Origin of the sequence: Pseudomonas gozinkensis (genome assembly GCF_014863585.1) — a bacterium.
Taxonomy (GTDB): domain Bacteria; phylum Pseudomonadota; class Gammaproteobacteria; order Pseudomonadales; family Pseudomonadaceae; genus Aquipseudomonas; species Aquipseudomonas gozinkensis.
On the sequence record NZ_CP062253.1, the window covers coordinates 5,148,028 to 5,174,960 of the forward strand.

Sequence of the window (26,933 nt, forward strand, 5' to 3'; positions counted from 1 at the left end):
GCGCTTCATCTGCCTGTAAAAACCGGGCGGTCAGCAATGACCGCCCGGTTTTTTTTCGCCTGCCGCCAGTCGGCACCTGTCAGATCTGACAGGTGTCGCGCCCAATGCCCTCTGCTAGCGTGGAACCTCGGCGTTCACAGGTTGCGTTGCCATGGTTCCTGATGCAGATGCGCTCGTCACCCCTCCGTCCATCGCCAAGACCGCGTCCATTGCCACGGGTGGTCGCACCTGGGGGGAAATGGGTGGAACCGGCCAACCGTCTTATTCATTGCCGGTGCCGTTTCTGAACGCACGCACGCTCAATCCCGAGTTGAATCTGGTCTACGCCGCCAATTCGGGCAACGGCAAATGTGGCCTCGGCTGGGATTTCCATACGGGCGCGATCTCGCGCAAGACCAGCCAGGGTGTCCCCAAATACACAAACGCCGATGTCATGCAGGCCGGTAACACTGACTTGCGGCCGGAACAGACGACCCGCGGCAAGATCAAGGTCACCCGGCGTACACGGGGCAAAGGCCGGCGAGCCAAAAAGTTTTCGGTCGTGCGCTACATCCCTCGTCTCGAAAGCACGTTCGACCGCTACGAACTCTGGACACCTGCCGTCGGCAACCCTTTCTGGATCGTATTGCGCGCCGACGGCTCGCAACATTGCTACGGCAATAGCCCGGACTCATGCATCTACGACCCGGCAAACCCGACCCACATTGCCGTGTGGCTATTGGTGGAAATCAGGAACCCTGCGGGCGAAAACATCTTTTACGAGTACAAGGCCGATGACAACGTCGCCGACGCACGTTTTGATTACCGGGCGCAGCGTTATCTGCGTCAGGTCTGTTATTGCAACAAGACCGCCAGTACTGATCTGTATTGCCTTGATCATGCTCAACCCGAACGGCTGGAATGGCTGTTCCGACTGATCGTCGACTACGGGGAACGCGTCACCCGGCGCGAGGCTGTTCCCCCCTATCTGGCCCCGGACGAAAACAAATGGCTGCTGCGCAGCGACCCGTTTCGTGATCATCGCTCGGGTTTCCAGGTAGGCACCCGACGCCTTTGCAAACAATTCTTGCTGTACAACAACGTCGGAACCGAGAAGGTGCTGGTCAATCGACTTTTGCTGGAGTACGGCACCACGGCACAGTCTTACAGCCAGATGAAAGCGGCGCACTACATGAGTTATGACGCTTCGGGCGGCGTCAAACACTCGCCGCCGCTTGAGTACGACTATCAGGATTTGGTGCTGAACACTCAGCCCCGGGCTTTCTTGCCTCTCGATCACATGCCCGGCCTGAACGACAGTCAGCTCTATTACTTTGTCGATCTCTTTGGCGAGGGCCTGCCCGGTATCCTCTGTCAGTACGACAACGCCTGGTATTACCGAGAGCCCATGCGCGGCACGCCCGACACGGACGAAATCATCTATGGTCCCTGGACCTTGCTGCCACTGATCCCGAACGCCGACAGCAGCAAACCGGTGGTACAGATGCTTACCGACCTCACAGGCGACGGGCGTCTGGACTGGATCGTGGCAAAACCCGATGGCAGCGGTTATTACACGCTCGATCCGGATGGCAACTGGTCGACGTTCAAACCGTTCAAACAGTTTCCCGTGGAGTTCTTCCATCAGTTGGCTCGACTGGGGGACCTGAGCGGTGACGGCCTGGACTCCGTGGCCCTGATCGGCCCGAACAGCGTGCGGGTGTATGCCAACTTGCGGGAAAAAGGCTTTGCTCCCGGCCAGGATGTGCCCCATACACCGGACAGATTGCCGCTGTTCGGTGACGACCGTAGCGAATTGGTGTCGTTCAGCGGCATGGGCGCCAGTGGCATGGAACTGTGCCGGATCCGCCACGATGAAATCCGCTGCTGGATCAGCCTGGGTCATGGTCGGTTTACAGAGGGTTTCATGCTGAGCGACTTGCCGTTCAACCATGGCGAGTTCGATGCCGACCGGGTGCGTATCGCTGACCTGGACGGCTCCGGCGCACCGGCCTTCATTTACCTGTCCTCTGATTACTTCGAGATCTGGTTCAACCACGGGGGCAATGGTCTGGCACCGACGCCGTTATGTGTGCCATGGCCCAAAGGCGTGCGATACGACAATCACTGTCAAGTGACCTTCGCCGACCTGCAAGGCATTGGCTGCGCCAGCCTGCTGCTGACCGTGCCACACATGAAACCGCAGCACTTTGTCTATAACTTCTTCAGCGCGCGGCCATACCTGCTTACCCATTGCAATAACAATATGGGCTACAGCGCCACGCTGAGTTATCGCAGCAGCGCGCAGTACTGGCTGGATGAAAAACATAAGGAGCTGATGGCAGGCAGGCGCCCGGTCTGTCACCTGCCTTTCCCGCAGATGGTGCTCGAATGGTTGCGTCAGGATGATGAAATTACCGGCAATTACCTGATGCAGCTCTATCAGTATTTCGAGGGTTACTTCGACGGTATCGAACGTGAGCATCGCGGCTTCGGCCGGATCTGTCAGATCGACAGCGAAATGGAACCCGGCAAAGCCAAAAGCGGCCAAACGGCGCCGATGCTCATGACACGGTGGTTTCATACCGGCAGAAGCATCGATCTCGTCTTGAAGGATATCAACGAACTCGACAATCAAATCACGCCACTGGGGCGCACGCTTGTGACAGAGTTCGATGCAAAACACCGTAAAGAACGACCTCACAAGCGGCGCAATGCCAACGACTCCGAAATCGCCTATGCCCTTGCCGGTCAGCTACTTCGCACCGAGGTATACCAAGCGGACGACCACGCCCCGGCGCGCCTGTTCACCCTGAACGAATTTCGCCACCAGGTTCGGGTGGTCAACAAAACCACCTCCAGCCTGCTGGTGCTTGAACTGGAAAACCGCAGCCATCAATACGAACGCCACATGAATGACCCACAGTGTCAGCACACGGTCAATCTGGCGTGGGATGAGTACGGCTGTCTGATTCACAGTTTCACGACTGCCTGCGCACGCCGCCTTACCGCGGACGATGAACCGCCCTACGATCGAGACGATCAAGTGCGAGCCTGGAAGGACAGCCACGACGAACAACAGCAGCGTTTTTATCTGACGGAATTCCTTGCCGAATTCATTCACCTGATCACGGACGGCCATTGGCTGCTCGGCTTGCCCTGGCGCCAACGCAGCAATGCGTTCACGTTGCCCAAAGGCGCACTGCCGGGCGGGCTGCTCGCGAAAGACATCAGTTTCGAAAAACTCAGCCTTTATCAAGCCAGTACCGAATGGACTACCCAGCGCGAACTGATATCACTCTCGCAAAACACGTATCTGAAGGACACCGACGACAAGATCCTGTACCCACCGTTGGCGGGGCCGACAAAGCAGGCTGTGTTCGACAAAAAAGCGTTGGCGGCGTACGACGATGTCCCGATTGTCATTCGTGACGAGCTGGCCAGCATCGGCTACCAGTCGATGGATCTGTTCCTGCCACCCGATCCGATTGAAGATGCACTGAAAAACCTGTGGTCGGCCGAAAGCGGTTTTTTCACCTACGCCAATGCCAACGGTTTCTACCACGTCACCGATGTGCAACAGACCGCCAGCCATGGCGTAACGCACCTCACCTGGGATGCAAACCACCTGTTGGTCATTGCCATCACCCTGCCAGATGGCTGCACGACGACGGTCACCCATGACCTCCACACGCTCCAGCCACTGAGAGTCGAGGACGCCAACGGCAACATCCAGGAAGTTCTCTACGAACCTGGCGGCCAGCCCTGCGCGCTCAGTTCTTATGGCACCGAAAACGGGCAGCCGGCCGGTTTCGAACCGCTGGCCCTGTACCCCAGCCAGCCGGACCTGAGCGTCGAGTACGCCCTCGCCAATCCAGAACAAGTGCTTGCACACACCGCCAGCGTGGTGCGCACCGAGCTGCGCAGCTGGATGCCATTGCTCCCGCCCAGAACGCTGCCGCGCAAAAGAAAGGAATGGATCGCCCAGGGGCTGATCCTGCCCGACGGCCACATCCGCGCCTCGGCCCTGCGCTGGCTGAACCCGCGAAAAAAACGCACGGCCAGCGAACAGACCCTGCTCAGGATTATCCGCACGGCCCCGCGGCAACCGGTGCACAGTCTCAGCCTGGTTGCCGATCGCTACCACACCGACCTGCTGCAACAGGTTCAGATGATCATCGCTTACGTCGACGGCTTCGGCCGCCCGTTGCAAAGCAAACAGCTCGTCCCGCCGGGCGATGCCTTTGTCGCCACGCCCGAAGACGACCTCGAAACGGATGTCGACGGCAAGCCGATCGAAAGACCGGCCGATCCGCGCTGGCGAGTTCAAGGTCGTGTCGAATACAACCACAAGGGCGAGACCATCCGGGTCTACCGGGACTATTTCCTCGATACCCATCGCTGCATCAACGACAGCGCCATGCGCAAGCACGGTTACCACGACCAGAAGTTCTACGATGCCTTGGGGCGACCAGTTCAGACGATCAACGCGCTCGGGCATCTGGCGTTCGACATCCTGCACGCGTGGTTCAGGCTCAGCTACGACTTCAACGACACCGACGACACGCCACCGACCCGGCCTGCCAGACAGCCCGCCAGACCGGCGAAGAAGGTCAAGTCATGAATGCCAGCGTGCATTGGCAAACACCGTCGCTGGCCGTCAGCGGCCCGCGTGGCGATGCCATCCGAACGGTCGATTACTTGCGCAAGGTCGCGGGCGGTGCCGTGCAGGCGCTGGTTACTCGCCAACAGCATGACGTTGCCGGACGCCCGGTGGCGCAATTCGACCCGCGCCTGGCCATACCCAGTACCCAGACCGTGTTTGCACTGAACGGCCAGCCGCTCAAAACGGCCAATGTCGATGCCGGCGTGAATGTCACACTGCCGGGACTGACCGGGGAATCCCGAAAGACCTGGAACGCAAACGGCAATCACCGACACATCACGTACGACAATCAGATGCGCCCGATAGCCGTTGCAGAGAACGGTACACCCGACATCGAGACGTTCACCTACGCCGGCGGCTCGGCCGCCCCCGATTACAACCTGCGTGGGCAACTGACCAGGCTGACGGATGCATCGGGCTCGGTCGAATTCAAAAGCTACGCGCTGACCGGCCAGCCACTGAGTGAAACCCGCACCTTCACAGACGCCCAGACGTACACCAGCCAGCAAGTCTTCAGCCCGCTCGGTGCGATGCTCGAGAGCACCGATGCGGGTGGGCACCAGCAACAATGGATTTACGACGTGGCCGGACAGCTCATCCTGGCGCACCTGCAAATCAACGGGGAAGCCTGGCAGCCAATATTGAAGGGCATGCGATACAACGCCGAAGGAAAAGTCATCGAGCAACAAAGCGCAAACGACGTCACCAGCAGTTGGGTTTACGACAAAGCCAACGGACGGCTACGCCGACAGTCTGCGCACAAAGCTTCGGGAACGGTGCTGAAGGATGACGAATATGAAGACGATCCGATGGGCAACATTATCGGCATACATGACCTCACCTACCGGCCGACCTACTTTCGCAATCAGCGGGTCGACGGCGTTCGCAAGTTCGAATATGACTCCCTGTCGCGCCTGACCCGAGCCACCGGCCACGACGACGCGCCACCCAAGGACAACCCGGGCCGACCACAGCCGACCGATCCCAACGACCGATGCAATTTCGTCCAGACCTATGAAATGGACGACAACGGGAATCTGACCTGTCTGACCCATGTTCGCGACGGCAACACCTACCATTACGAGATGTTCGTCGACCCGCACAGCAATCGTGCAGTGCGATGGAAAAAGGGCAATCCGACCCCAGACTTCAACGTCGAGTTCGATGCTGCCGGTAACCTCCTGGCCCTGCAGCGTGGCCAGCCGATCCAGTGGAACAACCGCAATCAAGTGCAATCGGTGACGTTGGTCGAACACGCTGGCGGCCCCCCTGATGCCGAGCAATATCGATACAGCCAGGGCGTGCGCGTACACAAACGGCTGGAAACCCACAGCGGGGCCGTCAGCCACTTTGTCGATGTTCGCTACTTGCAGAACCTGCAGATTCGCAGCAAGGACAACGGCGAACGTCTGCACCTCATCACCGTTGCCACCGGCGTCGTACAGGTCACTTGCCTGCACTGGGTAAACAAAAGGCCGGTAGAGATCGAGAACAATCAATTGCGTTACTCCCTGGCAGACCATTTGGGCTCGACTGTGATGGAGCTGGATGGTTCAGCGCAGTTGATCAGCGAGGAGACCTTTTCCCCCTACGGCGGTACCGCCACGCTGGCGGCACGCTCGCAGATCGAGGTGGATTACAAGTTCATCCGCCACTCGGGCCAAGAGACGGATATCTCCGGACTTAGTGACTATGGGGCACGATATTACGCGCCGTGGCTGTGTCGCTGGATCAGTGCCGATCCGGCGGGGGATGTGGATGGGCCAAACCGGTATGCCTACGTCAGCAACAATCCGTTGCGCTATGTGGATGTAACAGGCGGCAGTAAACAGGAAGCACAAATCCGGCTCGCGTCGGATTTCATTTCCACCGTGGGTGGCTTTGCAAGCCAGACCAATCAGGTCATGAATAACGTGATTCAAAGAAAATATCGGACACGAGATCTGTTGGCCAATCTGGTTGCCGAGACAGGAAAAGGCGTCCTTGGATATGAAGCCGGGGTCCAGGCTGCCGGATTCGTCGATGGCATCCTGCCCAGTGTACCGGGGGTACCTTACCTGGGATCTGGAGGGCTGATCGGAGGCAATATTGCCGGCGACGTGACCGGTGCAATGGCCGACACGATAGTCAACACCGTCGCAGAAAGACTCGGGGTCACGCTCGGCCCGCTGATTCCGCAAACATCGACAATGTCTGTCGACCGTATCAATCGCTCGTTGGGCGTTGGTCCCCCGCACAAAGCAATCAATAACTGGCAAGACGTCAAAGACCAGCGCCTGAACCCGGCCCTCGATTCGTTACTCAATCCTGAATTCGTGATGAACAGGATCATGGCGTCGTGGATATCGATCATCCCCGGTGCGCTCAACATGTTTGCCCGAGCCATTGAAACGTACGACATCGGGGTCGGCCTGGATCCGGTCAAACTCCAAAAAATAGAAACCATGTATCAGGAATGGCAAACGGCTGTCGCTGAACACGCTGCGGCCTACGAAGATGCATTCAGCCGATTGGGCGTTGACGTCATCCCGGCTACGGGGCGATTGCAACCGGCTATCAGCCTGGCCAGCCTGCGTGAAGAAACCCGTGCCACCCAGGCAGACATCGCCCATGGGCTCAGAGGCATCAGGGCCTACAGGGAAATGAACACAACGGATAGTCGTTTCCTGAGGTCACAAGCTCATCCGGACATAAGTTTTTCCCGAGCACGCAACTTGTGGTCCAAGGTCCGAGGTTGGGTAGCTTGATTCACAGGCACACCCCCTCGCTCATCGCAAATGACGGGCGAGGCCTGCCTGTTCGCCAGGTCGCCTATCTGCGCGCTATCGCCGACGCCCCGGTGGAAACGCTCATCACCCGCCTGCATCACGACACTGCCGGACGCTGGGTCGAGCAGCGGGATCCGCGTCTGTCCGTAGCCAACTTCGTGAATGTATTCGGGTTAAGTGATCAGCCTCTCAAGATCGTCAGCGTCGACGCCGACACGAGCCTGATCCTGCCAGGACTTGCCGGGGAAGAACTGCAACGCTGGGATGCGCGGGGCAATCACTGGCGCACAACCTTCGATAGTCAATTGCGGGCGGTGAGGCTCGACGTGAACGCGATGCCCGGCGTAGAAAAGATGACCTACGCCGATGCCACCCAGGATCCCGGTCACAACCTGCGCGGACAGATGATCGAGCTGGAGGATTCATCGGGCTCGCTGAAGCTGCACGGCTACGCGCTGACCGGCCCGGCACTGCACGAGACCCGCACCTTTCACGATGGCAAAGCGTATGTCAGCCGTCGCACTTTCAGCCCACTGGGCACGGTGCTGGAGACGATCGACGCTGCCAGTCACAAGCAACAATCGACGTATGACGTTGCCGGGCAACTCATACACACACGGCTCCAGATCAACGGCCAGTCCAACTGGCAACCCGTGTTGATCGGTGCCCGGTACAACCCCGCCGGACAGATCATCGAGCAACAGACCGGCAATGAAGTGCTCAGCCGCTGGCTCTACCGGTCCGCCGATGGCCGCCTGCATCGCCACTGCGCGAAGAAAGCCTCGGGGGAGACACTTCAGGATTTCGAGTATGCATACGACCGGATGGGCAACATCACCCGCATTCTCGATCATGCCTACACGCGGACGTTCTTTCGTAACCAGCAGGTCGATGGCCATCGCGAATTCAGCTACGACTCGCTCTACCGACTGATCCGCGCCACCGGTTACAGCGATGCTCCGCCGAAGGACAACCCGGGCCGACCACAACCGACCGATCCCGACGACCGGCGCAATTACATCGAAACCTACGAATACGACCCCGGTAACAATCTCATCAAGACCACCCACGAGCGCGACGGCGCCAACCACAGCTTCGAGATGTGCATCGACCCCGCCAGCAACCGTGGCGTGCGCTGGAAACCCGGTGACCCGCCACCTGACTTCGCCGGGCTGTTCGACCCGGCCGGCAATCTGCTGGCCCTGCAACCCGGCCAGCCGATGCAGTGGAACCCTCGCGGAGAACTGGAAAAAGTCACCCTGCTCGACCGCAACGGCAGCAGCGCCAACGACGAAGAATACTACCGTTACAGCCAGGGCGAACGGGTCTACAAACGCCACGAGACCCACACCACAAAACTCAGTCACTTCCACGAAGTGCGCTATCTGCCGGGACTGGAGATCCGCACCAAAGACAATGGCGAAGAACTGCACGTCATCACACTCGACATCGGCCCCGACGGCGCGCGCTGCCTGCATTGGGAGAAAGATCCGGACAACATCGGCCCCGATCAGCTGCGATTTACCCTGACCGACCACCTGGGTTCGGCGGTCAAGGAGCTGGGGGCACAGGCACAGTTGATCAGCGAGGAAGGCTATCTGCCGTTCGGCGGCACGGCTTTCTATGCCAAGCGTTCCGCCATCGAGGTCGCTTACAAAACCCTGCGTTATTCCGGCAGGGAGATGGACGTCACCAGCCTGTACTACTACGGAGCCCGCTACTACGCACCGTGGCTGGGGCGCTGGATCAGCGCCGATCCGGAAGGTCCTGTGGACGGACCGAATCTGTACGCGTTTGTGGAGAACAATCCACAGCGCTACGTTGACCTGACAGGCAACGGCAAGTGGGAGGCACTGAATCGCCTGACCCCCGATACAACGCGAGATCGACTTCTGCGCCAAGCCAACTTCCACTTCACGCTACTGGAATCAGTGAGTCTGGGGGTCCGGGATATCGAGCAGCAGGTGCTCAATCATCGAACCGGGAATGCCAGCGGCGCTATTTCCACGGCAAAGCGAACCGGATTTTTTCTCGCGGAAAAAGGTGGATCGTTTGCCATGGGGGCCGGACTGACGGCGGCGGGTGCAGCCATCGGCATTCCTGGTGGCCCATTGGGAATGGTGATCATGGGTACTCTCGGTTTTCTGGCGTCCAAAGCCCTTGGCACAACGACCAAGACCATTGGCAAGAAAATCGGCTTCAACACTTCGGTCAGCCTGCAACCCGATCGACTCAAGAGTGACAAACTCCTGAAAATGACCCGGGCTGACACCGGTCCTCTCGTCAATATCGAAACTCTCAAGGCTTACAACCCGATGACCACTGAGGGCCGGGCGCTGCTGAGAAAAGAGGGGCTGGAAGCCGGCAAAGATATTGCGTGGGCCGCAGGGGGCAAGGTCCCGTACGCAGGACCGGCGATAAAGGCGATTTCGGGGACAAGAGATATTCTCAAAGAGGTCAAAGCCATTGGCCAGGACCTTGCGCAAGAACAAATAGATGCTCTGGATTCAGACATCACCGCTCTGATGGACATGCTGCTGCTCGGCTCAGAACGATTGATCGAACGTGCGACCCTGGCGGGAGAAACACAGTTGCTGGGACGCTCGCTGGAGCGCATCAGACAGAAGACCGAAAAGCGCCGTGGAGAACTCCGGGATCTACGGACGGTGCTGCACTCCAGATCGGCGAGGTTTACCAAGGTGTAGAACACAGTGGAGCGGCGCCTCGTGGTATGGTGCCAGCCCCATTTCACCGTCAGTTTTCTCAGCATGCTGCCGACTTCCCGTACCTTGCGTCTGTCGTTGTACACCCTGCTGATCATCGCCGGCGCCGCCCTCGCCGCGACACTTGCGATCCGCCACGCCGAGCGCCAGGCGCTGGAAGAAGACGCCGCCCGGGCCAATCAGCAACTGGCGCTTTACGCCAACTCGCTGCACACCCTGATCGACCGCTACCGCGCCCTGCCCGCCGTTCTGGCGCTGGACCCGCAATTGCGTGCGGCGCTGGCGGGGCCCGTCAGCCCGGAGCAGCAGGCAGCGCTGAACCTGAAGCTGGAAAAAATCAACGGCGCCGCGCAGTCCTCGACCCTGGAACTACTCGATCACACCGGTCTTGCAGTGGCGGCCAGTAACTGGCGGCTGCCCAGCAGTTACGTCGGTCACAACTACGGCTTTCGGCCCTACTTCAGTCAGACCCGCACCCAGGGCACCGGGCGTTTTTATGCGGTCGGCGTGACCAGCGGGATTCCCGGTTACTTCCTGTCCAGCGCGGTATTGGGCGACAACGAAGAGTTTCTCGGGGCGATGGTGGTCAAGCTCGAATTCCCCGAACTCGAACGCGAATGGAGCCAGGGCAGTGACACCCTGCTGGTCAGCGATGCGCGCGGGATCATCTTCATCGCCAACCAGCCCGGCTGGCGTTATCGCCTGCTGCACCCGCTGAGCCCGGCCGATTACCGCGAGATCAAGGCCACCCGCCAATACGACAAACAGTCGCTGGTGCCGCTGACACATCTGGCGCTGCGCAGCTTCGACGACAACAGTGATCTGCGCCGCGTCGAAGGCCCGCAAGGCACGGCGGATTACCTGTGGGAATCGCTGCCGCTGACTGCCGAAGGCTGGACCCTGCATCTGTTGCGACGCCCGCAACTGTCCTTCGAAGACCAGCGCAATGCCGGGCTCGCCGCCGCCGGGGTGTGGCTGGCGCTGGTATTCCTGTTGCTGTTCCTCAATCAGCGCTGGCGCCTGGCGAAGATGCGCCAGCGCAGCCGCGAAGAGCTTGAGCAACTGGTCGAGGAACGCACCCGCGATTTGCGTACCGCCCAGGACGGCCTGGTGCAATCAGCGAAACTGGCGGCACTGGGGCAGATGTCCGCCGCGCTGGCCCACGAAATCAACCAGCCGCTGACCGCCCAGCGCATGCAACTGGCGACCCTGCGCCTGCTGCTCGATCATGGCCGGGTCGATGACGCCTACAAGGCGCTCAAACCGGTGGATGACATGCTCACGCGCATGGCGGCCCTGACCGGCCACCTGAAAACCTTCGCCCGCAAGAGCCCAAGCGGCTTGCGCGAACGGCTGGATCTGGCGACGGTGGTCGATCAGGCCCTGCAATTGCTCGATGCGCGTCTGCGCGATGAACAGGTCAGTCTGGTGCTGCACCTGACCCGTCCGGCGTGGGTGCGCGGCGATGCGATCCGCCTGGAGCAGGTGTTGATCAACCTGCTGCGCAATGCCCTCGACGCCATGCAAGGCAAGCCTTGCAAGCGTCTGGAAATCCGTCTGGAAGCCGACGAACAGCTGTGGCGACTGAGCGTTATAGACAACGGCGGCGGCATCGCCGAAGAACATCTGGGTCAGGTGTTCGATCCGTTTTTCACCACTAAACCTGTGGGTGACGGGCTGGGTCTGGGGCTGGCAGTGTCCTTCGCCATCGTCCATGAATCCGGCGGACGCCTGTGCGCCGAGAATGGCGACAACGGCGCGGTGTTCAGCCTGACCTTGCCGATCGATCTGGAGGCGCACATCTGATGCTCAATGCGGTGATGGTGGTCGATGACGAAAGCAGCATTCGCAATGCCGTCGAGCAATGGCTGAGTCTGTCCGGGTTCGAGGTGCAGCTGTTCAGCCGCGCCGAGGAATGCCTGGCGGCGCTGCCGGCGCATTTTGCCGGGGTGATTGTCAGTGATGTACGCATGCCCGGCCTCAGTGGCCTGGAACTGCTGGCCGAGGTGCAGCGTCGGGATGCCGACCTGCCGGTGATTCTGCTGACCGGCCACGGCGATGTGCCGATGGCGGTCGAAGCCATGCGCGACGGCGCCTACGACTTCCTGGAAAAACCCTTCAGCCCCGAGACCCTGCTCGGCAGCCTGCGGCGGGCGCTGGACAAGCGTCGGCTGGTGCTGGAAAACCGCGCCCTGCACGAACAGGCCGACAACCGCACCAGACTGGATGCGACGTTGCTCGGGGTATCCCGTGGCTTGCAGACCCTGCGCCGACAGGTGCTGGATCTGGCGACGCTGCCGGTCAACGTGCTGATCCGTGGCGAAACCGGCAGCGGCAAGGAACTGGTCGCCCGCTGCCTGCACGACTTCGGCCCGCGCGCCGACAAACCCTTCGTGGCGCTGAACTGCGCGGCGATTCCCGAGCAATTGTTCGAAGCCGAGCTGTTCGGGCATGAGAGCGGCGCGTTCACCGGGGCTTCCGGCAAGCGCATCGGCAAGCTGGAATACGCCGACGGCGGCACGCTGTTTCTCGATGAAATCGAAAGCATGCCGCTGGCCCAGCAGGTGAAACTGCTGCGGGTGTTGCAGGAGCAGAAGCTGGAGCGGCTGGGGTCGAACCAGAGCATTCGCGTGGACTTGCGGATCGTCGCGGCGACCAAACCCGATCTGCTGGATGAAGCGCGGGCCGGGCGTTTTCGTGAAGACCTGGCGTATCGCCTGAACGTCGCGGAGCTGCGATTGCCGCCGCTGCGTGATCGTCGCGAAGACATTCCGTTGTTGTTCGAGTCCTTCGCTCAAAGTGCCGCCCAGCGCTTGGGCCGGACTTTTCCGCCGCTCAGTGGTGCGCAGTTGAGCCACCTGCTCAGCCATGACTGGCCGGGCAATGTGCGGGAGTTGGCGAACGTGGCCGAGCGTCAGGTGTTGGGGCTGGATGAGCCCGTACAGGCTATCGATCCCGGCCAATCACTGGCGGCGCAGCAAGAGGCGTTTGAGGCGCAGTGTCTGCGGGCTGCTTTGACCCGGCACAAGGGTGATGTGAAAGCGGTGCTTGAGGAGCTGCAACTGCCGCGTCGCACGTTTAATGAAAAGATGCAGCGGCATGGGTTGACCCGGGAAATGTTCGTACCCGACTGATCGCCCCCACGTGATCGTTCCCGCGCTCCGCGTGGGAATGCCTCAATGGACGCTCTGCGTCCGCTTTGGGACGCAGAGCGTCCCGGGCAGCATTCCCACGCGGAGCGTGGGAACGATCAGAAATTTCTGACACCCCCGATCAGATAGGCGGAAATCCGCTCATTCATTCCGGATCATCGGCAAAATCCCGCTCAACCCATCTCCCCAACCCCTCTAATCCGGCCCTCCCCCCGTTGGCACAGCTCCTGCTATAGCCCTCGCAGGCTGCGTTCCAACGCGCTCCACAAAAACAATTAAACGAAGGATCCTTCAATGGATAACTCCAACGCCCTGCCTCTGGGGTCGGCTGCCGTGCCGGCCAAAGAACGAACCACCGCCAGTCGCATCAAGTCGATCTTCAGCGGTTCCGTCGGCAACATGGTCGAGTGGTATGACTGGTACGTCTACGCCGCCTTCTCGCTGTACTTCGCCAAAGCCTTCTTCCCCAAAGGCGACACCACCGCCCAACTGCTCAACACCGCCGCGATCTTCGCCGTGGGCTTCCTGATGCGCCCGATCGGTGGCTGGCTGATGGGCCTGTACGCCGACAAGGTCGGACGCAAAAAAGCCCTGATGGCCTCTGTCTACCTGATGTGCTTCGGCTCGCTGATCATCGCCCTGAGCCCGGGTTATGAAACCATCGGTGTCGGCGCGCCGATCCTGCTGGTGTTCGCCCGTCTGCTGCAAGGCCTGTCGGTCGGCGGCGAGTACGGCACCTCGGCGACTTACCTGTCGGAGATGGCGACCAAGGAGCGTCGTGGCTTCTTCTCCAGCTTCCAGTACGTGACTTTGATTTCCGGCCAGCTCATCGCACTGGGCGTGCTGATCGTGCTGCAACAGTTCCTGACCACCGAAGAGCTGTACGCGTGGGGCTGGCGTATTCCGTTCGCCATCGGCGCGCTGTGCGCAATCGTGGCGCTGTACCTGCGTCGCGGCATGGAGGAAACCGAGTCGTTCACCAAGAAGGAAAAGTCCAAGGAAAGCGCCATGCGCACCTTGCTCCGTCATCCGAAGGAGCTGCTCACCGTGGTCGGCCTGACCATGGGCGGTACGCTGGCGTTCTACACCTACACCACCTACATGCAGAAATACCTGGTGAACACCGTCGGCATGAGCATCTCCGACTCCACCACCATTTCCGCAGCGACGCTGTTCCTGTTCATGTGCCTGCAACCGATCATCGGCGGCCTGTCCGACAAGATCGGTCGTCGTCCGATCCTGATCGCTTTCGGCGTGCTCGGGACGATCTTCACCGTGCCGATCCTGATGACCCTGCACACCATCCAGACCTGGTGGGGTGCGTTCTTCCTGATCATGGCGGCGCTGATCATCGTCAGCGGCTACACCTCGATCAACGCGGTGGTGAAGGCCGAACTGTTCCCGACCGAAATTCGCGCCCTGGGCGTCGGCCTGCCGTACGCACTGACCGTGTCGATCTTCGGCGGCACCGCCGAATACATCGCGCTGTGGTTCAAGAGCATCGGCATGGAAACCGGTTACTACTGGTACGTGACCGCGTGCATCGCGGTGTCCCTGCTGGTGTACATCACCATGAAAGACACCCAGAAACACTCGCGCATCGTCACTGACTGACCGGGTTTATTCAGCCACTGCAATGGTGGCTGTTCTGGCCCTATCGCGAGCAAGCTCGCTCCCACATTGGATCGGCGTACAACTGACCCTGTGGGAGCGAGCTTGCTCGCGATTGAAGTCACCTCGGTATCAGGACAATTCGGCAACGCCCTGTTTGCTGCCATAACGCTTCTGCGCATACGACGCCCCGACAATCATCACCAGCAGAATCCCCGCCAGCACCGCCGACGAACCGATGGTGCCGAAATCCAGTCCGCCCTTCTCATGGGACTTGGTCATCAAGTCGCCCAAGGTCGCGCCAAACGGCCGGGTCAGCACGAACGCCACCCAGAACAGCGCCACCGACGAAATCTTCGTGAAGTACTTGAGCAGCACGACCACGCCAATCGCAGAGCCAATCAACAGCGCGCCACCGGCAAAACCCAGGCCCGAGTCGTCCGCCAGGTAATCGCCGAGCGCGGTGCCCAGGGTGTTGGAAAACAGGATCGCCATCCAGTAGAACATCTCGCCGCGAAAGCTCTGCACCTTGGTGACGTTGAGCGAGTCGCCGCTCAGGCGCCATGCCGCAAAGATCGCCAGCAGGATCGCAATCAGGATCATGGAACCGGTGGCGTAACCCAGTTCCAGCGTGCGGTCCATGAAGTCCGACATGGTGGTGCCGGCGGTGCTGGTGGACAGGATCACGATCCAGTACAGCAACGGCTTGTAAGTCTTGGACATCAGTTGCGCGATCAGCGTCAGGACAAACACGCTGATCAGGATCAGCGAACTGATGGCATAGCCGACGTTAAGGGTCATCGACAGCAAATCCCCCGCGGTTTCCCCCAGGGTCGTCGCGCAGATTTTCATGACCCAGAAGGCCAGGGTGATTTGAGGAAGTTTATTCATCGCGGGCAACGCTCCAGTGTGTGACGGCCGGTTTTTGGCTTTATGGCCGTGGGCAGACTGGCGTTGCGCGGGTGAAAAACCGGTCGGGAATCCATGAAAAATCTGTCACACACGCAAAAAACGGCGATTAATCACCGGTTAATGCCCCTGCCGCATCCTGCACCTACCTGATCGATTAACTGCGCGACGCTCGCTCCGACGACGAAAGCGAATTGAACGCGTCGCCCTTAATATCAAGTTAATCGATTGTTTTTAGCATTATTTTGCGCTTTTTAATCGATTTAGTTGGCGTAGCATGAAACCCATGCGAAACACATCGCCAACGAATAACGAATCTGGAGAACAACCATGAAAACCAAACTGATCCTCGCCCTGACCCTGTCCGTACTGGCTGCCAACACCTTCGCCGCCGACGGTTCGGACAAAACCAAATCCGCCGACTTCATTTCCGGCGCCAGCGCCGCCATCGAAACCAGCCACACCGGCACCTACGCTGCTGACGGTTTCGACAAGACCAATGTCGGCAAAGCGGTTGCTGCCGATGGCTTCGACAAGACCGGCACCGCCAATGCCATCGCTGCCGACGGTTTCGACAAGACCGGCACGGCCAACGCCATCGCTGCCGACGGTTTCGATAAAACCGGCACTGCCGCAGCCATCAGCTGAATATCCGCACCGCCTTCACAGCCCGGCCTCGGCCGGGCTTAGTCATTTCTGGGGGATGACAATTACTTGAGTTCACACCAAACCCTGTGGGAGCTGGCTTGCCAGCGATGACATTTTTTCATTCAAAGTCATTGTCGACTGACAGGCCGCCATCGCTGGCAAGCCAGCTCCCACAAGGTTCTCACTGGGTGGAATATCGGTGTCTGGCTGGAAATATGCGTCGTGTGCTTGCACTATTGGCCACTTGATCCCGCCCTCTTCAGGACCACCCGCCATGCCCGATGACATCCATTTCTACGAACCGGCCAACGGCCACGGCCTGCCCCACGATCCGTTCAACGCCATCGTCGGCCCGCGTCCCATCGGCTGGATTTCGTCGCAGGATGCCGAGGGCCGGTTGAACCTGGCGCCCTACAGCTTTTTCAACGCGTTCAACTACATTCCGCCGATCATCGGGTTCTCCAGCGTCGGTCGCAAAGACAGCCTGAACAACATCGAGCAGACCGGCGAGTTCGTCTGGAACCTCGCCACCCGCCCGCTGGCCGAGCAGATGAACCAGAGCTGCGCCATGGTCGGGCCGGAGGTCAACGAATTCGAACTGGCGGGGCTGACGCCGGTGGCGTCGAAGGTCATTGCCGTGCCGCGCGTGGCCGAAAGCCCGGTGTCCTTTGAATGCAAGGTCACCCAGATCATTCAGCTGCAGCGCGCCGACGGCGAGACCGTGCCGAGCTGGCTGGTGCTCGGCGAGGTGGTCGCGGTGCATATCGCCAAGTGGCTGCTGAAGGACGGGATCTACGATACCGCCGCCGCCGAACCGATACTGCGGGGCGGCGGGCCGGCGGACTATTTCCAGCTGGGGCCGGAGGCGTTGTTCAAGATGTGGCGCCCGGGGGCGACGAAGTAAGCGCTTACCAGATCAGCTCGGCGTCGTCGGTGACGCCCTTGAGCTTGTCCAGTTCATTGATCGCGGCTTCATCGGCGGCGATGGCGCCGGGGAAAACCTGATCGTTCAGCAGTTTGTGAAAGCGCGGTGCGCCGCCGTCGACCAGGGCCTTGACGGCGATGGCCGCGTGATAACCCTTGTTGCCGCCCAACTCGACGGGGACTACAGCGGAAACCGCTTCGAAGTGTTCGAACTCTTTACGTGCCATATCGCAGGTCCTGGCTCAGTCAGATGAGCCCGACATTAAACATTCAACCGGCGAGTTTGTGTATCGGCGCAGTGCATTGCCCTACGGCCTGTGCGGCCGAGACTTCCTTGAACGTGTGGAAATCCAGGCTGTTGACCACCAGTTCCTGCACCAGCTCGGCAAAGATTTCCATCGACGGGCTGCTGAAATAGGCGGTCATCGATTGCTGGTTGTTCCAGAAACCGGAGACCAGCCACAACTGCGGATCACACTGCGAATGCTGCAAGGCGAAGCTCAGGCAACCGGGGGCGGCGCGGGACGGTTCGATCAGGGCGCTCAGGCGCATGCCGAGTTCCGCCGAACGCCCGGCGCGCGCTCGAACGAAGGCCATATGACTGACGGGAATCTGCTTGGACATGTTCAACCCTCCCAGGGAGTCGCGTGGCAGCCGGGGACGGGCTGCGACAGGATTCAAGGTTACGGGCCGGGCCCTGCTCGCCGTTAGTCGATTCCTGTCGTCGCGTTGCACAATCCTGCGAGACTGTCCTGCAGACCTGTAACAAGTCGTGAATTGCTGTCACCGTCCTGTCATACCGGTTTCGAGCAAGTTTTCCGGGATGCGTCCTGTCATGTCTGGGCAGGCAAGCAACGCCATGCAGGATCAGGCAAGCATTTCGCAGGATGTGTCTACCGCTTGCGCTTGCACAAACTTATGCTCTGCACCCATTCCATCCCTTGCCGAGGAGGCTGTGCATGACGTCGTTCGATCGTTTTCAGGCGCCGCCCGATGCCGACATGGAAGCCGACATGGAAAAACAGCGCGCGGAACTGGCGGCCATCATTCGCCGCAATACATCCGAAGATGGCAGTTATGCCACCGCCGTCGGCTCGCTGTTCATGTCGCGCCACACCCAGTCCCATGACTTCGCCCCGGTGCTCGCACAACCGGCGCTGTGCATCATGGCCCAGGGTCGCAAAGAGGTGCGGCTGGCGGACGAATTCTTCAATTACGACCCGCTGAATTACCTGGTGGTATCGGTCTCGATGCCGTTGAGCGGACGGGTGGTGAATGTCTCGCCTGAGGATCCCATCCTCGCGGTGCGCCTGGATATCGATCCGGCGGAAATCACCGCGCTGATCGCCGACGCCGGTCCGATGGGTGTGCCGACCCGGCCGACCGGGCGTGGTTTGTATGTGGAAAAGATCGACAGCGCCATGCTCGATGCGGTGCTGCGTCTGGCTCGCCTGCTCGACGCGCCGAAAGACATCGCCATGCTCGCGCCGCTGATCCGCCGGGAAATTCTCTATCGCCTGCTGCGCAGTCCGCAGGGCCATCGGCTGTACGAAATCGCCATCGCCAACAGCCAGAGCCATCGCATCAGCCAGGCGATCAAATGGCTCAACGGCAACTTCGAACAGCCCCTGCGCATCGATGATCTGGCGAAGGAAGTGAACCTCAGCGTCTCGACCCTGCATCATCGTTTCAAGGCGATGACGGCGATGAGTCCGTTGCAGTATCAGAAGCAGCTGCGCCTGCAAGAGGCGCGGCGTTTGATGCTGGCTGAGGGGCTGGAGGCGTCGGCGGCGGGGTATCGGGTGGGGTATGAAAGTCCGTCGCAGTTCAGTCGTGAGTACAGCCGGTTGTTTGGCGCGCCGCCGTTGAGGGATCTGGCGCGGTTGCGGCTGAGCGTCTGATCTGGACTATTGCGTCGCGGCTACTGGCCTCTTCGTCGGATCGCCGCCCGGACCAAGCCCGCTCCCACAGTGACTGGTGTCGACTACAAAACTTTTGTACGACACAGAACCTGTGGGAGCGGGCTCGCCCGCGAAGAGGTCGGCAGAGCCAGCATCAAATCTGGATCAGGCGCCGAGCACCCGACACGCCTCACTCGGCAACGTCACCGAAACAGGATGCCCGATCCCCAACCCGAAGCCCTGACACGGCGTGCTCAGCGCCGTGAAGGTCACCCCGGAACACTCCACCGTGGTCTCGATCGTCGCGCCGATATCCCGCACAAACGTTACCTTGCCCAGCAGCCGATTGCCCGCCGTGGCCTGGGGCGCCGACAGTTGCAGGTCTTCGGGGCGGATCAGCATTTTCACTTTCTGCCCGACCACGATGCTGCTGCAAATCGGCACTTGCAGTGCATCGCCACCCGGCAGCACGACCTTGCCATCGCCCAGCGCGGTGGCCGGGAAAATATTCCCCGAGCCGATAAAGTCCGCGACGAATTCGTTGGCCGGATGCCGATAGATTTCAATCGGAGTCCCCACTTGCTGCACCCGATGCTCACCGAGGACCACCACGATATCGGCCATGGTCATGGCCTCGCGCTGATCGTGGGTCACCATGATGGTGGTGATGTTCAGGCGTTGTTGCAGCTGGCGGATTTCTACCTGCATCGACTCGCGCAACTTGGCGTCCAGCGCCGACAGCGGTTCGTCGAGCAAGAGGATTTTAGGGTGCGAGGCAATCGCCCGGGCAATCGCCACTCGCTGACGCTGACCGCCGGAGAGTTTGGCCACTGGACGATCAATCATCGGTTGCAGCTGGATCAGTTCCAGCAACTCCACCACCCGCGCCTGTTGATCAGCCTTGCTCACGCCCCGCAGTTTCAGCGGATAGGCGATGTTCTCGCCCACGGTCATGTGCGGGAACAGCGCCAGCGACTGAAACACCATGCCGAAGTTGCGCAGGTGCGCCGGGGTGTGGCCGATGTCCTCGCCGTCCAGGCGGATCTCGCCGCCGGTGAGGGTTTCCAGCCCGGCGATCATTCGCAACAACGTGGTCTTTCCACAGCCCGACGGGCCGAGGAAACACACCAGTTTGCCCTCGGGCAAATGCAGGTTGACGTCTTTTACCGCGCAGGCCGAGCCGTAGTGTTTCTCGACGTTTTCCAGAATCAGACCAGACATAAAAATCACCTCAAGAAATCAAAAGGAAACGCCGCCTTCACCGACCAGCTTCTCCAGCGCCCAGATCAGGACGAAGTCGATCAGCACGATCAGCACGGCAAACGAGAACACGGTAGGGTCGAGCGATGACACGGTGCGGCTGTACATCCAGATCGGCACGGTCATGACGTCGATGGTGTAAAGGAAATAGGTCACGGTGAACTCGTTGAACGAGACGATGAACGCCAGCAGCATCCCCGCCAGAATCCCCGATTTCATCAACGGCACCACCACGTCGACAATGGCGCGCAACGGCGAGGCGCCGAGCATCTGCGCGGCTTCTTCGACTTCGCTGCCGATGGAAAGCATGGCCGCCGTGCAGTTCTTCACCACGAACGGCAGCGCCAGAATCACGTGAGCAATCACCAGCCGCGAAGTGGTCATATGGAACGGCAGGCTGTCGAACACCAGCAGCAAGGCCAGCCCCAGCACCACCATCGGGAACACCAGCGGCAGCGACATCAGTTGCAGCGCCACGCCCTTGCCCCGGAACTCGCAACGGGTCAGCGCGTAAGCTGCCGGCACCGCAATCAGCGTGGCGAAAACCATCGTCAGGCACGCCACCAGCAAACTGGTGCCCATGGCCTGGCCGAGGCTCAGCACATCGCTGGCGTCCGGCGAGACGAAGGTGTGCCACGCCGCCTTGTACCACTGCAGGCTGTAGCTGCTCGGCGGGAAGTCGAGGTTCGACGCACCGCTGAACGACATCACGATCATGGTCAGGATCGGCAACACCGCCAGGAACAAAATGATCCCGGAAAGTATGCCGGCGAATTTGCCGGTATCGCCCGGCAGTAGCGACTGGCGCTTCTTGATCAGGGCACTCATTGCGAAGCCTCCAGCAGACGGCGACGGCGGCCGGTGATGTATTCGGACAAGGTCATGATGGCGAGCGTGGTGACGATCAGCACCACCCCGGCTGCGGATGCGGCGGGCCAGTTCATCAGGGGAGCGATCTGGTCATGCACCATCACCGCGAGCATCGGCACGCGCCGACCGCCGAGCAGCAACGGCACCACGAAGCTGCTGGCGTTGTAGGCAAACACCAGGGTCGCGCCGGTGATGATCCCCGGCAGGCTCATCGGCAACACCACCTGACGGAACACTTGAAAACGACTGGCGCCAAGGGTGGCGGCAGCTTCTTCGTAGCTGCGGGCGACACCGCGCATGGCGCTGGCAATCGGCAGCACAGCGAGCGGAAACGCGGTCTGCACCAGGCCCATCAACACGCCGTTCTGGTTGTACAGCAACATGATCGGCCGCTTGATCAGACCGAGGCCCATCAAGGTCTGATTGAGCATGCCGCCGGGGCCGAGGATCACCAGCCAGCCGTAGCTTTGCAGCAGCAGGTTGACCAGCAACGGCAACAGCACCGCCGCCAGAAAAATCCGCCGCACGAACGGCGAGGTCAGGCGCGACATGGTGTACGCCACCGGAATCGCCAGCACCACGGCAATCACCGCGCTGATCAACGCCAGACGCAAGGTCAGCAGCAACGACTTGAGGTAGTAGGGTTCGAGCAACTGCGCGTAACTGGCCAGGCTGAAACCGGACCACTCCGCGCCCTTGGTGCCGACACTCATGCGCAGCACCAAAAGGCTCGCGGCAATCAGTACGCCGAGAAACAGCATCGACGGCGTGAGGAAAAACCACGCCCGGGCAGTCGGCGAAACACCGCGCGCCGGGCGCACGTCACCCGCACCGACCGGTTGGGTCAGGGATTGATGTTCCATAGCAATGATCTCGTCAATGGAAAAACAACTGACAGACACAGGTTTTCAAACCACCGCGAACCCTGTGGGAGCTGGCTTGCCAGCGATAGCAATCTGTCAGTGACATCATTGTCGACAGGTAGGCCGTCATCGCTGGCAAGCCAGCTCCCACAGGGATTTGCGGTGCTCTGAAGGTTTGTGTTTGCGTCAGGAAGAAAAGATTTCCGTATAGCGACGAATCCACTGGTCATGCACGGTCGCCAGGAAGGCGTTGTCGTGCATGATCGCCTTCTCCGCGATCTGCTCCGGCGTGAGGATGAACGGGCTCTTGCGCGCTTCGGCGGAGATGATCGCCTTGGCGTTGACCGGGCCGTTGAAGATGTCTTCGGCCATCTTGCCCTGCACCAGCGGGTCGAGGGAGTGGTCGATGAAGGCGTAGGCCAGATCGGTGTCGCCCGGACGGTTCTTCGGCATCACCGAGAGCATCAGGTCGGTGTAGAAACCTTCCTTCATGCCGAACGTGGCACCGAGGCCATAGTTCGGATCGCGGATCTGCTTGGGGAAAAACGCCGGAGCGTAGAGGCCGCCCATGTCCAGGGAACCGGTGCGGAACAGCTCGGCGATCTGGTTGGGGTTTTCACCCAGGGTCACCACGCGGTCTTTCAACTCGGCGAGTTTCTTGAAGCCCGGCTCGATGTTGTGCTCGTCACCACCGGCCAGTTTGGCGGCGATGATGATCAGGTCCATGGCCTCGGTCCAGTTCGGCGGCGGCAGGAAAATGTTCGGCGCCAGATCGGCGTCCCACAGCGCGGCGTAACTGTCCGGCGCGGTGCTCTGGGTGCGAGTGCTGTAGACCAGACTGTTGCACCACAGCAGGTAACCGATGCCGTGACCGTTGGCCCCGGTGCGGTATTTTTCCGGGACGTCGACCAGGTTGGGAATGCGGTTGAGATCGGGTTTTTCCAGCAGTCCGGCGGCGGCCAGACCTTCGGCGCCGACGCCAGCCAGGGTGATGATGTCGTACTGCGGACGGTCACCGCCGGCCTTGAGTTTGGCGACCATTTCCGAGGTGCTGCCGGTGCGGTCGGCAATCACTTTGGCGCCGGTCTTGGCTTCGAACGTTGCGGCGATATTGCGCAGTGCGGCCAGGCCCGTGTCATCGGACCAGGTCAGCAGGCGCAGGGTCTTGCCGGCAAAGCGGGTGTCGCTGGCACTGGCCCGGATGAAGGGCATGCTCATGGCCGCCGCAGCCACCGAGGCCACGCCGACGGTTTTGATGAATTGACGCCTGTTCAGATCGTGCTCGCCCATTTAGGACTCCCATTATTCTTGTAAGTATGAGACTGATCGCAACCCTTGCAGCTGCTTGACCGATGTTGCTCAAGCGCCCGGTTTCAAAGGGCTTGAGCGTGGTCTGCGGGTTCATCCTGAGGTCGTGCAAAACACCTGACTATCGATAAAAACTCATTGAAGCCATGACGTCGGCGCATGCCTCGTTGCGAGGCATGCGCTGACCTTTTTCGGGCATTCAGAGCGCGCGGACCACGTGCTTGATTTCCTGAAATGCCGCCAGGCCCCACGGCCCCAACTCGCGGCCGATGCTGCTCTGCTTGTAGCCGCCCCACGCGGTCTGCGGGAAGATCACCTGCGGTGCGTTGAGCCACACCAGCCCCGCCTGCAAGGCGTTGGCGACCCGATCCGCGGTCTCGGCATTGCGCGTGACCACGCTGGCGACCAGCCCGAATTGGCTGTCGTTGGCCAAGGCAATCGCCTCGGCTTCCGAAGCGAAACTGCGCACACAGATCACCGGGCCGAAAATCTCTTCGCACCACAGCGCACTGTCGAGGGGCACTTCGGTGAAGATCGTCGGCTGCAAGAAATATCCGCGCGGCAGATCGGCGGGACGATTGCCGCCACAGATCAGCTTGGCCCCGGCACTGAGTCCACGGTCGATGTGACCGAGCACTCGCTGGTACTGCGCCTGATTGACCAGCGCGCCCATCTCGACTTCAGGGTCGAACGGATCGGCTACACGGATTTTTTCCGCGCGGGCCTTCAAGCGAATCAGGAATTCGTCGGCCAGTTCATCGGCCACCAGCACCCGGCTGGTGGCCGAGCACATCTGCCCGGCGTTGAAGAAACCGCCACCGCAGGCCAGTTCCACCGCCAGATCCAGGTCGGCATCTTCCAGGATCAGCAGCGAGGATTTGCCGCCCAGTTCCAGGCTCACGCCCTTCACGGTTTCAGCGGCGCGCTGCATCACTTGCACACCCACGGCGTTGCTGCCGGTGAAGGAAACCTTGGCGATGCGCGGGTCCGCCGACAGCGGCGCGCCGACCGCCAGACCGGTGCCGCACACCAGGTTGAACACACCTTTTGGCAGACCGGATTCAGCGATGATGGTCGCCAGTTCCAGCTCTGGCAGCGGCGTGACTTCCGACGGTTTGAGCACCACGCAGCAACCGGCGGCCAGGGCCGGCGCGAGTTTCCACGCGGTGGTGACCATCGGGAAATTCCACGGCACGATCAGCCCGACCACGCCGCACGGCTCGCGGCGCACGCGTGCGCTGAAGTCATCGCTGGGCAGTGGCACGTTGCAGTCCTGTTTCGCATCGAGGCCTTCGGCGAGTTCGGCGTAGTACTCGAACGTGGCGATCACGTCGTCGACATCGATGCCCGCTTCGAACTGCGGTTTGCCGTTGTTGCTCGACTGCAACTTCATCAGATGTTCGCGGCCGTTGCGCACCCCATTGGCGATGTTGCGCAGGATCGCGGCGCGCTCGGCGCCGGTGGTTTTCGACCATCCTTTAAAAGCTTCGGTTGCTGCGGTTACCGCTTGATTGACGGCACTTTCGTCACCGCCATTGACCGTGGTCAGCAGCGCTTCGGTGGCCGGATTGATCACGCGCAGGTGTTCGCGGCCAGCGGACCATTGGCCGTTGATGTACAGGCCGTCGAGTGTGGTCGGGAAATTCATCATTGGGCCACCGCCTTCATCCATTGGGTCTGGTCGATTTCGATCAGGGTCGGGCCCTGACGATCGGTGGCGGCGCGCAGTGCACCGCGCAGGTGTTCGGCCGAGCTGATCGCTTCCGCCGCACAACCCAGGGCCTTGGCCACACCGATGAAATCCGGGGTGTAGATGTCGACGCCCACCGGCTCGATGGCGCGGTTGACCATGTATTTCTTGATCTCTTCGTAACCCTGGTTATTCCACAGCAGGATGATGACCGGGGTGCGCGCTTCCACGGCGCTGGCCAGTTCCGGCAGGGTGAATTGCAGACCGCCGTCGCCGATCAGACACACCACCGGCGGACGCGCGCCGTGTTCGAGGTTGCCGCCGAGCCACGCGCCGATTGCTGCCGGCAAGGCGTAACCGAGGGTGCCGTAACCGGTGGACGAGTTGAACCAGCGACGCGGACGCTCCGGGTTGAACGTCAGGTTGCCGGTGTACACCGGTTGCGTGGAGTCGCCGACAAAGACTGCGTCCGGCAATTCGTGCAGCACGGTTTCGAGGAAGCGGGTCTGGGCCAGGGTCGGTGCATCCCAGGTCGCGGCCAGGTCTTCACGCAGACGGGCGGCGCGTACCTGCCCCCAATCGTTGCGGCGCTCGGCCAGCGGTTTGTGCGACAACGCGCTGAGCAGCGCTTGTGCGGCGTTGCGGGAGTCGGCCACCAGCGCCACGTGCGGCGGATAGTTGCGCACGGTCTGGTCTGAATCAATATCGACGCGCAGCAATTTGCCGGGGATTTCGAAACCGCCGGCGAAGGTGACGTCGTAGTCGGTTTCCGCCAGTTCGGTGCCGATCGCCAGGATCACGTCAGCATCGGCCACCAGGGCACGGGTCGCTACCAGGCTCTGAGTCGAACCGATCAACAGCGGATGGCTGGACGGCAGCATGCCTTTGGCGTTGATGGTCAGGGCCACCGGCGCATCGAGCAGTTCGGCCAGTTCGGTGAGTTCGGCAGCCGCGTCGATGGCGCCACCACCGGCGAGGATCAGCGGACGCTGGGCGCCGGCCAGCAGTTCAGTCATGCGGCTCACGGCGGCCGGCGCAGCACCGGCGCGGTCGATGTTGACCGGCACGCTGGTCAGCAGTTCGTCGGCTTCTTCGACCAGTACGTCCAGCGGAATTTCGATGTGCACCGGACGCGGACGCCCGGCCTGGAACAGCGCGAAAGCACGGGCGAGCACGCCCGGCAATTCGGACGCCGACATCAGGGTGTGGGAGAACGCCGCCACGCCGCCGACCAGTGCGCTCTGGTTCGGCAGTTCATGCAGCTTGCCGCGACCACCGCCCAGTTGACTGCGCGACTGCACGCTGGAGATCACCAGCATCGGGATCGAATCGGCGTAAGCCTGGCCCATGGCGGTGGTGATGTTGGTCATGCCGGGGCCGGTGATGATGAAGCACACACCCGGTTTGCCGCTGGTGCGGGCGTAGCCGTCGGCCATGAAGCCGGCGCCCTGTTCATGGCGCGGAGTGACGTGGTTGATGCTTGAACGGGCCAGCCCGCGATACAGCTCCACGGTATGCACCCCGGGAATGCCGAACACCTGCTCGACCCCATAATCCTCGAGTAACTTGACCAGTACTTCGCCACACGTCGCCATGTCTTTGCCCTTTTTGTTCAATTGAGACATCGGGACCTTGTGGGAGCGAGCTTGCTCGCGAAAGCG

General features: G+C 60.9%; 18 protein-coding genes. 9 read left to right on the forward strand and 9 right to left on the reverse strand.

Features of this window, described 5'->3' with window-relative positions:
* The first annotated feature begins 151 nt into the window (after positions 1-151).
* The 6 genes from IHQ43_RS22865 (at position 152) to IHQ43_RS22890 (ending at position 14,902) form a co-directional block, all read left to right on the forward strand.
* Positions 152-4,603 carry a SpvB/TcaC N-terminal domain-containing protein gene (locus tag IHQ43_RS22865; RefSeq protein WP_192562210.1) on the forward strand — a complete coding sequence of 1,484 codons (4,452 nt, stop codon included), beginning with the start codon at positions 152-154 and terminating at the stop codon, positions 4,601-4,603.
* Positions 4,600-7,392: an RHS repeat-associated core domain-containing protein gene (locus tag IHQ43_RS22870; RefSeq protein WP_192562211.1), complete on the forward strand. Its 2,793-nt coding sequence runs from the start codon at positions 4,600-4,602 to the stop codon at positions 7,390-7,392. The genes IHQ43_RS22865 and IHQ43_RS22870 overlap by 4 nt, the downstream gene beginning before the upstream one ends.
* The gene (locus IHQ43_RS22875; protein WP_192562212.1) at positions 7,380-10,118 is read left to right on the forward strand and encodes an RHS repeat domain-containing protein; all 2,739 of its coding nucleotides are present in this window, start codon (positions 7,380-7,382) and stop codon (positions 10,116-10,118) included. The genes IHQ43_RS22870 and IHQ43_RS22875 overlap by 13 nt, the downstream gene beginning before the upstream one ends.
* A gap of 63 nt (positions 10,119-10,181) precedes the next feature.
* The gene (locus tag IHQ43_RS22880) at positions 10,182-11,942 is read left to right on the forward strand and encodes an ATP-binding protein (RefSeq protein ID WP_192562213.1); all 1,761 of its coding nucleotides are present in this window, start codon (positions 10,182-10,184) and stop codon (positions 11,940-11,942) included.
* Entirely contained in the window at positions 11,942-13,270 is a 1,329-nt protein-coding gene (locus IHQ43_RS22885) for a sigma-54-dependent transcriptional regulator (protein WP_192562214.1), read from the forward strand. The genes IHQ43_RS22880 and IHQ43_RS22885 overlap by 1 nt, the downstream gene beginning before the upstream one ends.
* 312 nt (positions 13,271-13,582) lie before the next feature.
* Positions 13,583-14,902, forward strand: a complete 1,320-nt coding sequence (locus IHQ43_RS22890; RefSeq protein WP_007960177.1) for an MFS transporter — start codon at positions 13,583-13,585, stop codon at positions 14,900-14,902.
* A 129-nt stretch (positions 14,903-15,031) separates the two neighbouring features.
* Here the strand turns inward: IHQ43_RS22890 and IHQ43_RS22895 are convergent, their stop codons facing one another.
* On the reverse strand, positions 15,032-15,790 hold the full coding sequence (locus IHQ43_RS22895) for a COG4705 family protein (protein ID WP_127799631.1): 759 nt from the start codon (positions 15,788-15,790) through the stop codon (positions 15,032-15,034).
* A gap of 348 nt (positions 15,791-16,138) precedes the next feature.
* On the opposite strand from IHQ43_RS22895, the gene IHQ43_RS22900 reads away from it, so the two are divergent.
* Together IHQ43_RS22900 and IHQ43_RS22905 are read left to right on the forward strand one after the other, a co-directional pair.
* On the forward strand, positions 16,139-16,456 hold the full coding sequence (locus IHQ43_RS22900; RefSeq protein WP_085610837.1) for a hypothetical protein: 318 nt from the start codon (positions 16,139-16,141) through the stop codon (positions 16,454-16,456).
* 274 nt (positions 16,457-16,730) lie between these two features.
* Positions 16,731-17,360: a flavin reductase family protein gene (locus IHQ43_RS22905; protein ID WP_011335689.1), complete on the forward strand. Its 630-nt coding sequence runs from the start codon at positions 16,731-16,733 to the stop codon at positions 17,358-17,360.
* A gap of 4 nt (positions 17,361-17,364) precedes the next feature.
* On the opposite strand, the gene IHQ43_RS22910 is transcribed toward IHQ43_RS22905, so the two are convergent.
* Both IHQ43_RS22910 and IHQ43_RS22915 read right to left on the reverse strand, forming a co-directional pair.
* Positions 17,365-17,607, reverse strand: coding sequence for a hypothetical protein (locus tag IHQ43_RS22910; RefSeq protein ID WP_007960172.1), 243 nt, complete (start codon positions 17,605-17,607; stop codon positions 17,365-17,367).
* Positions 17,608-17,650: 43 nt separating this feature from the next.
* The gene (locus IHQ43_RS22915) at positions 17,651-18,004 is read right to left on the reverse strand and encodes a putative quinol monooxygenase (RefSeq protein ID WP_192562215.1); all 354 of its coding nucleotides are present in this window, start codon (positions 18,002-18,004) and stop codon (positions 17,651-17,653) included.
* Between the two features lie 335 nt (positions 18,005-18,339).
* Between IHQ43_RS22915 and IHQ43_RS22920 the strand changes: the two genes are divergently transcribed.
* A complete protein-coding gene (locus IHQ43_RS22920) occupies positions 18,340-19,281 on the forward strand; it encodes an AraC family transcriptional regulator (protein WP_192562216.1) in 942 nt (313 codons plus the stop codon).
* 165 nt (positions 19,282-19,446) lie between these two features.
* Here IHQ43_RS22920 and IHQ43_RS22925 read toward each other — a convergent pair whose 3' ends face one another.
* From IHQ43_RS22925 to IHQ43_RS22950, 6 genes are all read right to left on the reverse strand, one after another.
* Positions 19,447-20,502 (reverse strand): ABC transporter ATP-binding protein, encoded by a 1,056-nt coding sequence (locus IHQ43_RS22925; RefSeq protein WP_007960168.1) that lies wholly within the window; start codon positions 20,500-20,502, stop codon positions 19,447-19,449.
* A gap of 18 nt (positions 20,503-20,520) precedes the next feature.
* Complete coding sequence (locus IHQ43_RS22930; protein ID WP_192562217.1) at positions 20,521-21,369, reverse strand: ABC transporter permease; 849 nt, start codon at positions 21,367-21,369, stop codon at positions 20,521-20,523.
* Positions 21,366-22,274 carry an ABC transporter permease gene (locus IHQ43_RS22935; protein WP_007960163.1) on the reverse strand — a complete coding sequence of 303 codons (909 nt, stop codon included), beginning with the start codon at positions 22,272-22,274 and terminating at the stop codon, positions 21,366-21,368. The genes IHQ43_RS22930 and IHQ43_RS22935 overlap by 4 nt, the downstream gene beginning before the upstream one ends.
* A 186-nt stretch (positions 22,275-22,460) precedes the next feature.
* Positions 22,461-23,564, reverse strand: coding sequence for an extracellular solute-binding protein (locus tag IHQ43_RS22940; protein WP_064383797.1), 1,104 nt, complete (start codon positions 23,562-23,564; stop codon positions 22,461-22,463).
* A 217-nt stretch (positions 23,565-23,781) separates the two neighbouring features.
* The gene (locus tag IHQ43_RS22945) at positions 23,782-25,230 is read right to left on the reverse strand and encodes an aldehyde dehydrogenase family protein (protein WP_192565045.1); all 1,449 of its coding nucleotides are present in this window, start codon (positions 25,228-25,230) and stop codon (positions 23,782-23,784) included.
* Positions 25,230-26,867, reverse strand: a complete 1,638-nt coding sequence (locus IHQ43_RS22950) for a 5-guanidino-2-oxopentanoate decarboxylase (protein ID WP_192565046.1) — start codon at positions 26,865-26,867, stop codon at positions 25,230-25,232. Before IHQ43_RS22950 ends, IHQ43_RS22945 begins: the two co-directional genes overlap by 1 nt.
* Between the last annotated feature and the right edge of the window lie 66 nt (positions 26,868-26,933).